Origin of the sequence: Pectobacterium sp. S5 (genome assembly GCF_051707265.1) — a bacterium.
Lineage (GTDB): Bacteria > Pseudomonadota > Gammaproteobacteria > Enterobacterales > Enterobacteriaceae > Pectobacterium > Pectobacterium polare.
Window position 1 is genome coordinate 419,926 of sequence record NZ_JAULSZ010000004.1, and the last position, 7,448, is coordinate 427,373.

Below are 7,448 nucleotides of genomic sequence, written 5' to 3' on the forward strand. Positions count from 1 at the left end.
ATCCTTCCCTCGGACGAAACCGTTTGCGTGGCGATAATTTCACTTCGCGTCCGACGAATGATTAATTGGTGACCAAATCAATAAAAGTTGCACACTGGCGCTTTGTTAAGCAAAATGCCCCCACTCTGGGAAATGACGTATAAAAAAACTGCCGTTACAGACAGCCTGGCCATATGGCCGCCGAGAGATAACTATTTGAAGCCGTTAAAATTAAATTATTTTTTCATCGGGATTATCACGTTACTGCTGGCGTTAGCGCTATGGCCTAGCATTCCCTGGCGCAGTAGTCAGGATGTACAGCTCAGGCAGATCCTCTCACGCGGTGAGTTGCGTATCAGCACAGTCAACTCACCACTGACTTATGCCGTGAGCAACGGATCCCCGACAGGTCTGGACTATGAACTGGCAAAACGGTTCGCCGATTACCTCGGCGTCAAGCTGGTGGTCTCGTCACGCAAGAATCTTGACGAGCTGTTCGACGATCTGGACGGTGACGATGCCGACCTGCTGGCTGCCGGGCTGATCTACAACCACGAGCGTCTGGAACGCTTCCGTGCCGGCCCAACCTACTATTCCATTTCACAACAGATGGTGTACCGCCTCGGTTCGCCTCGCCCAAAAACGCTAGATAAACTGCAAGGCCGCCTCGTCGTCACATCCGGTTCCGCCCACGCCGCAACCCTGCGCGATCTAAAAGCAGAGAAATACCCGCAGCTAAGCTGGGAATCGGCCTCCGATCAGAGCACGCAGGAATTACTGAAGCAGGTTGCCGACGGCAAACTGGACTATACGCTGGGCGATTCGGTCACCATCGGCTTGATGCAGCGAATTCATCCGCAGCTTGCCGTCGCCTTCGATCTCAGCGACGAAGAGCCGGTTACCTGGTATATGCGCCGTTCACACGATGACAGCCTGTCCGCCGCGCTGCTGGATTTCTTCAGCCAGATTGTCGAAGACGGGACGCTCGCGCGTCTGGAGGAGAAGTATCTCGGTCACGTTGGCGAATTTGACTATGTCGATACCACCACGTTCCTGAGCGCGATTGATGAAACGCTGCCGGATCTGCGCCCGCTGTTTGAAAAATACGCCACCGATATCGACTGGAAGCTGCTGGCTGCCATCTCTTATCAGGAATCACACTGGAACCCGCTGGCGACCTCTCCTACCGGCGTGCGCGGGCTGATGATGCTCACGCGCAACACGGCAGAAAGCCTGAACGTCACCGACCGAGTCGATCCGGAACAGAGTATCCGCGGCGGTGCGCAATATATGTCGCACATGATGCAGAAAATGCCGGACACTATTCCGGAAGATGAAAAAATCTGGTTTGCGCTGGCGTCTTACAATATGGGATACGCCCATCTGCTTGATGCGCGTAAATTGACCGAGAAACAGAAGGGTAACCCCGACAGCTGGGTCGATGTAAAGATGCGCCTGCCGATGCTGAGCCAGAAGCGCTATTACACTCAAACCACCTACGGCTACGCGCGCGGACACGAGGCCTATAACTACGTGGAAAACATTCGGCGTTATATGGTGAGTCTGGAAGGTTATCTGATAGAAAAAGAAGCCAAAGTGCAGCAACAAACCCAGATCGCACAAGGCTATCCGGCCGTGCCTCTCAGCAAAGTACCGGAATAATCGTGCCTTAATAGTACTATCCCCTAAATAATTCGAGTTGCGTGAAGGCGGCAACTGAGTGAATCCCCAGGAGCTTACACAAGTAAGTGACTGGGGTGAGCAAGGGCAGCCAACGCACAAGCAGCTTGAAGTATGACGGGGATACGCTACTCCTGCGCGGCGTTTTTTTCTGCGGCACGGCGGACTTTATGCTGTTCACGGCGCAGTCTAAAGAACGTGCTGAGCGTTGCAGAACATTCATCAGCCAGAATGCCGGATTCAATCACAATCTGATGATTCATGCCGGGATGGCGCAGAATATCCACCAGCGACCCCGCGGCCCCCGTTTTCTCATCTGACGCACCGTAAACCAAACGGCCAATACGGCTGTGTATCATCGCGCCCGCACACATGATGCACGGCTCCAACGTGACATACAGCGTCGTCTCCAGCAGGCGGTAGTTCTGCAACACCTGCCCTCCCTGCCGCAGTGCCATAATCTCAGCGTGCGCGGTAGGATCGTGATGTCCAATCGGCCGATTCCACCCTTCGCCGATGGCTTCGTTATCCAGCACCAGCACCGCACCAACCGGCACTTCGCCTTCATCCTGAGCGCGCTGAGCCAGCGTTAATGCATGACGCATCCAGTATTCATCGTTACGCAGGTTGCCCACGTTTCCTCACTTAGAACCTATCCCATTAGGGCTATTTCACTTGCCATTTTGAACCTGGGCAGTGCTCAAAATCCTCACGTACTACGTGTACGCTCCGGTTTTTCCGCGCTGTCCGAGTCCAAACTGGCTGCGCCAATAAACGCCTACTGGAATAGGCCCTTATTATTCATATTTTGGCGGCGCATTATACCTATATGAAGAGATGAAAAAATCAGATGAAGGAATGAAAAAATCATTCCAGCTGTTGCAGGCTACCTTCGGGGGTGACTCGCCAGCGATGTTCGCAAAAATAGAGTAGCGGATTGTCCTGTTTGCTGTCGCTGTAGCCGCTGTAGAGCTTGAGCGGTGCGCCCAGACGCTGCTCCATCTGCGTCACTTTTTCATGTCCGAGACAGCGCAGCGTTAATACCCAACCACCGTAGCGGCGCGTAATCTGGCTTCCCATCAGGCGAACGCCGGGCAGAAACGGCGAATCATGATAGACCTGTTCCACCAGCCGCTGCGGCGATCCAGTCACCAGCCAGACCTGTGCATCACTGTCTTCAAGGTAGATTTTCAGCCGCTGCTGAACCTGCGGAAATGGAATGACATCATGACGAAACGCACCGACAAACTGCTTTTCCAGTTGAACCAACTCGTCTTCATCACGCCCAAACGTAATCGCCCACAGCAGCCAGCTCATCGGCCACCGGGTCGCGCGACCACGAATCAGTAGCCCCAGCCCGATAATAGGTAATAGCGGGACAACCAGAACGAGATTTAACGGCAACCGACGAAGTAAAAAACGCAAAAAGCTGCCAAACATGTCCTGCTGATGCAACGTGCCATCCAGATCAAAAAAAACAATGCGTTGCTCTCGCTTATCACTCAAAACGTGTCCCCCGACTTACACCAAGAAAATCTTATCCACCAATCAGCGCCTCACGCAGATAACCGTTGTGCTGTTTCAGGCGCTCACGCGCCGCTACCACATCAATATTAGCCAGAAGCATCAGAATCGCAGGCTTAACTTCATTATCTGCCTGTACCAGCGCCTGCCGCGCTTTCTCACGCTCGGCACCCGTCGCTTCAACCACAATGCGGCAAGCCCGGTCCAACAGCTTCACATTGGTTGCCTTCACATCGACCATCAAATTCTGGTACACCTTTCCCAGCTTAACCATTGCGCCGGTAGAAATCATATTCAGGACGAGTTTTTGCGCCGTTCCCGACTTCAACCGCGTCGACCCCGTTAACGCTTCCGGGCCAACCACCGGAGAAATCGCCACCTGCGCTTCTTGCGCGATGGGTGAATGCGGATTACAGGAGATCGCCGCCGTCCGGCAGCCAACATCGCGCGCATAGCGCAAGGCACCAATCACATACGGCGTCCGGCCGGATGCCGCAAGACCGACAACCATGTCCGCCGCGGTTACATTCAGTGCTTTTAAGTCCGCCTCACCGAGTGTGGGATCGTCTTCCGCACCTTCAACCGCCTTCAGCAGTGCACCCGGGCCACCCGCAATCAGGCCGATAACCAGCCCATGCGGCACGCCAAACGTCGGCGGACACTCTGAGGCATCCAGCACGCCCAAACGACCGCTGGTCCCCGCACCCAGATAGATCAGCCGCCCGCCTTCCTGCAACGACGCCGTCGCCAGATCGACAGCCTCAGCAATCGCGGGTAAAACCTGCGCAATGGCTTCAGGCACTTTCCGATCTTCCTGATTAAACGCGTGCATCATCTCCAGCGTAGAGAGCTGATCCAGCGCCATCGTCGCCGGATTCCGAGTTTCAGAAACCAGCTTCCCTAAATTAAGGTTCTCTCCATCCATCACATCTGAACACATTCTGCTACCCCATGCTTTGTGCCAGCGTTTTACACGCCTATGACAAACAACCATTTTCACCACTATACTGCTTTTGAGACCTATGAAAGTACGCTATTCTGCATCGAATTCACCCTCCACATGCATCTCGCAAGGTAAACAGAGAAACCTCAGTGCGACTCTCCGGGTTCAGGCTCTCCAGTTACACGCTTTTCTTTATTAGCTGTCTGCTGTTTCTGCTGGCGGGTTCCCTACGTGCGGACTGGGATTTTATTACCATTAATCAGCGAACCGAGCAGCTTTATGGCCCGGCAACGCCCGATGCTCGCCGCCGAATAGATGAATGGCAGACGCTGTTGGTCAATTCCCGCAATAAAGAGGAAAAGGCTCTGCTGAGCAGCGTGAACCAATTTTTCAATGATCGTATGCTGTTTCGCGATGATATTGTCGTCTGGAATCAGGAAGATTACTGGGCTACGCCGATTGAAGCACTGCGTAAAGGTGCGGGGGACTGCGAAGATTATGCGCTTGCCAAGTATTTTACGCTGCGCCATTTAGGCGTCTCAGCGGACAAATTACGCATTACCTACGTTAAAGCCCTGCGCCTGAATAAAGCGCACATGGTAGTGACCTATTATCCCACGCCAACCTCGATTCCACTGGTGTTGGACAATCTGACCGACAAGATCCAACCGGCGACAGAGCGCAATGATTTAGTTCCGGTGTACGCCTTTAATGGCGGTGGTCTCTGGCTGCCGGGTGCCAGCGGCAGCAACAAACGCGTCAGTGACAGTAAACGACTTTCACGCTGGCAGGATGTATTAACCAAAATGCGTGCCGAAGGGTTTTCAATTGAGGAGTAAGGGTAGGCTATGTCTCTATACAAACAATTACTGATAGCCATCTGCCTGTTTGTGCTAATTATTTTCAGCGGGAGTTTTTTCGTCAGCCTGGAAAATTCGCGTGAACAGTACAATAACCAGCTTCACTCTCACGCGCAGGATGCCGCTACCGCGCTGGGCCTTTCCCTGACGCCGAACATCGATGATCCGGCAATGGTAGAGCTGATGGTCAGCTCGATTTTCGACAGCGGCTATTTTTCCAGTATTCGCGTGCGGGATTTAAAAACCAGCAATGTCACGCTGGAACGCACCGCGTCACCAGATATCCCTGACGTACCGCGCTGGTTTGTTCAGTTAGTGGACTTGCAACCCGGCGCGGGCGAAGCCATTGTGATGCGCGGCTGGGAACAAGCGGCAAAAGTCGAAGTCGTCAGCCATCCGATGTTCGCGGTGACCCGACTGTGGCGCAGCAGTACGGCCTCTTTCCTGTGGCTGCTCGGCTGCGGCACGCTGGGCGTGTTACTCGGCGCACTGTTCCTGCGCCGCCAGCTACGCCCGCTTGATTATATAGTCGATCAGTCGCTGGCAATTACCCGTCGTGAATTCCTTAGCCAGCCAGATTTGCCCAATACGCCCGAATTCCGCCGCGTCGCACAGGCGATGAACCTGATGGTCAGCAAGCTCAAAACGCTGTTTGAAGAAGAAGCAGAGCGGAGCGAGCGCTTACGTCAGGACGCCTATCAGGATCCTCAAACTGGATTGAATAACCGTCGCGCGTTTGACATGCAGTTCAACGACAAACTGGCCGACGAAGAAACCGCCCCCGGCTTCCTTATTATGATTCGCGTTCAGGATCTGGCGGGAATGAACCAACGGCTGGGCGGCCAGCGCACCGATGCCCTATTAGCCTCTGTCGGGCATATCCTGCGCAAAATGCAAAAACAGCATACCAATGCGGAGAGCCTTCTGGCACGCATCCGTGGTGGGGAATTTGCGCTGTTCTGCCCCGGTCTGGTCGATAAAGAAGCCTATGCGCTGATTGGCGAACTGACACGCAACATCGAAACCTTGCATCTAACAGGCGAAACCGACGTCTCCCCTGTCGCCCAATTCGGCATGGTGCCTTTCCGCCCCGGCGACACCGCGCAATCCCTGTTTATTCAGGGCGATCAGGCGCTCACGCGGGCCGAAAGCAATACCGATACCACCGCGCCTCATGAGATTCCGTCAGTCAGTACCGAACAGGTCGAAACCGATCGCCATATGTGGTTTAACCTGCTCGATCCCATTTTGGAACAGGAACGCTTACAGCTTTTCCTGCAACCGGTCGTCGCCTGTGACGATCCCAGTCAGGTGCTGCATCACAAGGTACTGGCTCGTATTCAGGATGAGCAAGGGAACAGCATCGCCGCTGGCCGCTTCCTGCCGTGGATTCAACGCTTTGGCTGGGATACCCGTCTGGATCAAACCATGCTGCGCGAAGTGCTGGACTATCTCCGCCAGCACGACGGTAATCTGGCACTGAGCCTGTCCGGCACCACGGTTCTGAATCTTCATCTACTTGCCGATCTGCTTGCCCCGTTGAAGCATCAGCCTGATGTCGCCAGACGACTGATTCTGGAGCTGGATGAGAACCAATTGCCAGACAGCGCCCAACTGGAAGCCTTAATCAAGCTGCTGAATGAGCATGGCTGTGCTCTGGGGCTACAGCACTTTGGCGGGCGCTTTAATATGATCGGCAACCTGTCGCAATGGGGGCTGGCTTATCTGAAAGTCGATGGCAGCTACATCCGCAATATCGATCAGGAGGACGATAAACAAATGTTTATCGAAGCGCTGTATCGCGCCACCAACAGTATTGCCCTGCCGCTTATTGCCGAACGTGTTGAAACCGCCGGTGAACTGAAAGTGCTTCAGGAGATGGGATTACAGGGCGCGATGGGACGGCTGCTGGGTGAACCAGCGCCAGCGATCAGAATCTGATGCCATATCGTTTTGGCTAACGGCGTTTAACGACCCGGCTTCTTACTACGATATTGAGAAGCCGGAAACGGCTAAACGGGACGTTAAGGGATGATTTCTTCTTCAAAGCGCTATGCCTTTAAAACATAGTCTCTTCGTCGTCGCCAATCAGCTTGTTCAATCCGCCATTCAGGGCTTCACGCGCCTGCGCACGGTTGATCAACTTCAACTGTGCCGCCTGAGGGAAATCGGTAATGCTGACCACGCCTTTCTGAATCAAAACCTGAATTAAATCCTCCAGCACGCGCACCATTTCCAGATCGCTTTGCCGTAACTGCTGGAGACTGGACATCGCTGCCTGATGACTGCGGAACCAAGCCTGCGCCTCACGCGAATCATCGGACAGTTCGCCGTTCATTTCAGGAAAAGGACTCTTTTCTACCTTCATCAGGTGGCCATCACTGTCGCGCTGGATATAAAACATGTTCGGAGACCTTTTAAGTTTTTGATAAAAAAGGGAGCCGGGCAGGCTCCCCCTTTTC

At 53.9% G+C, this 7,448-nt stretch carries 7 protein-coding genes; 3 read left to right on the plus strand and 4 right to left on the minus strand.

Going from position 1 to position 7,448, the window contains the following annotated elements:
• Positions 1-132: 132 nt before the first annotated feature.
• Positions 133-1,641, plus strand: a complete 1,509-nt coding sequence (mltF, locus tag QWJ20_RS16740) for a membrane-bound lytic murein transglycosylase MltF (protein WP_095700256.1) — start codon at positions 133-135, stop codon at positions 1,639-1,641.
• A 146-nt stretch (positions 1,642-1,787) separates the two neighbouring features.
• On the opposite strand, the gene tadA is transcribed toward mltF, so the two are convergent.
• From tadA to murQ, 3 genes are all read right to left on the minus strand, one after another.
• The gene (gene tadA / locus QWJ20_RS16745; RefSeq protein WP_433993056.1) at positions 1,788-2,294 is read right to left on the minus strand and encodes a tRNA adenosine(34) deaminase TadA; all 507 of its coding nucleotides are present in this window, start codon (positions 2,292-2,294) and stop codon (positions 1,788-1,790) included.
• 232 nt (positions 2,295-2,526) lie between these two features.
• Complete coding sequence (gene yfhb / locus QWJ20_RS16750) at positions 2,527-3,165, minus strand: phosphatidylglycerophosphatase C (protein ID WP_433993057.1); 639 nt, start codon at positions 3,163-3,165, stop codon at positions 2,527-2,529.
• Between the two features lie 31 nt (positions 3,166-3,196).
• Positions 3,197-4,123 carry an N-acetylmuramic acid 6-phosphate etherase gene (gene murQ / locus QWJ20_RS16755; RefSeq protein ID WP_433993058.1) on the minus strand — a complete coding sequence of 309 codons (927 nt, stop codon included), beginning with the start codon at positions 4,121-4,123 and terminating at the stop codon, positions 3,197-3,199.
• A 152-nt stretch (positions 4,124-4,275) separates the two neighbouring features.
• On the opposite strand from murQ, the gene lapG reads away from it, so the two are divergent.
• The gene (lapG, locus tag QWJ20_RS16760; protein ID WP_127157329.1) at positions 4,276-4,965 is read left to right on the plus strand and encodes a cysteine protease LapG; all 690 of its coding nucleotides are present in this window, start codon (positions 4,276-4,278) and stop codon (positions 4,963-4,965) included.
• A 9-nt stretch (positions 4,966-4,974) separates the two neighbouring features.
• The gene (gene lapD, locus QWJ20_RS16765; protein ID WP_039487579.1) at positions 4,975-6,927 is read left to right on the plus strand and encodes a cyclic di-GMP receptor LapD; all 1,953 of its coding nucleotides are present in this window, start codon (positions 4,975-4,977) and stop codon (positions 6,925-6,927) included.
• Positions 6,928-7,045: 118 nt separating this feature from the next.
• Here lapD and QWJ20_RS16770 read toward each other — a convergent pair whose 3' ends face one another.
• Positions 7,046-7,390, minus strand: coding sequence for a hypothetical protein (locus tag QWJ20_RS16770; protein ID WP_014916239.1), 345 nt, complete (start codon positions 7,388-7,390; stop codon positions 7,046-7,048).
• Between the last annotated feature and the right edge of the window lie 58 nt (positions 7,391-7,448).

Excerpts from the sequence above, each read along its gene's own strand:
- mltF (WP_095700256.1), top strand. The coding sequence starts at position 133 with ATGACGTATAAAAAAACTGCCGTTACAGACAGCCTGGCCATATGGCCG.
- lapD (WP_039487579.1), top strand. The coding sequence starts at position 4,975 with ATGTCTCTATACAAACAATTACTGATAGCCATCTGCCTGTTTGTGCTA.
- murQ (WP_433993058.1), bottom strand. The coding sequence starts at position 4,123 with ATGTGTTCAGATGTGATGGATGGAGAGAACCTTAATTTAGGGAAGCTG.
- QWJ20_RS16770 (WP_014916239.1), bottom strand. The coding sequence starts at position 7,390 with ATGTTTTATATCCAGCGCGACAGTGATGGCCACCTGATGAAGGTAGAA.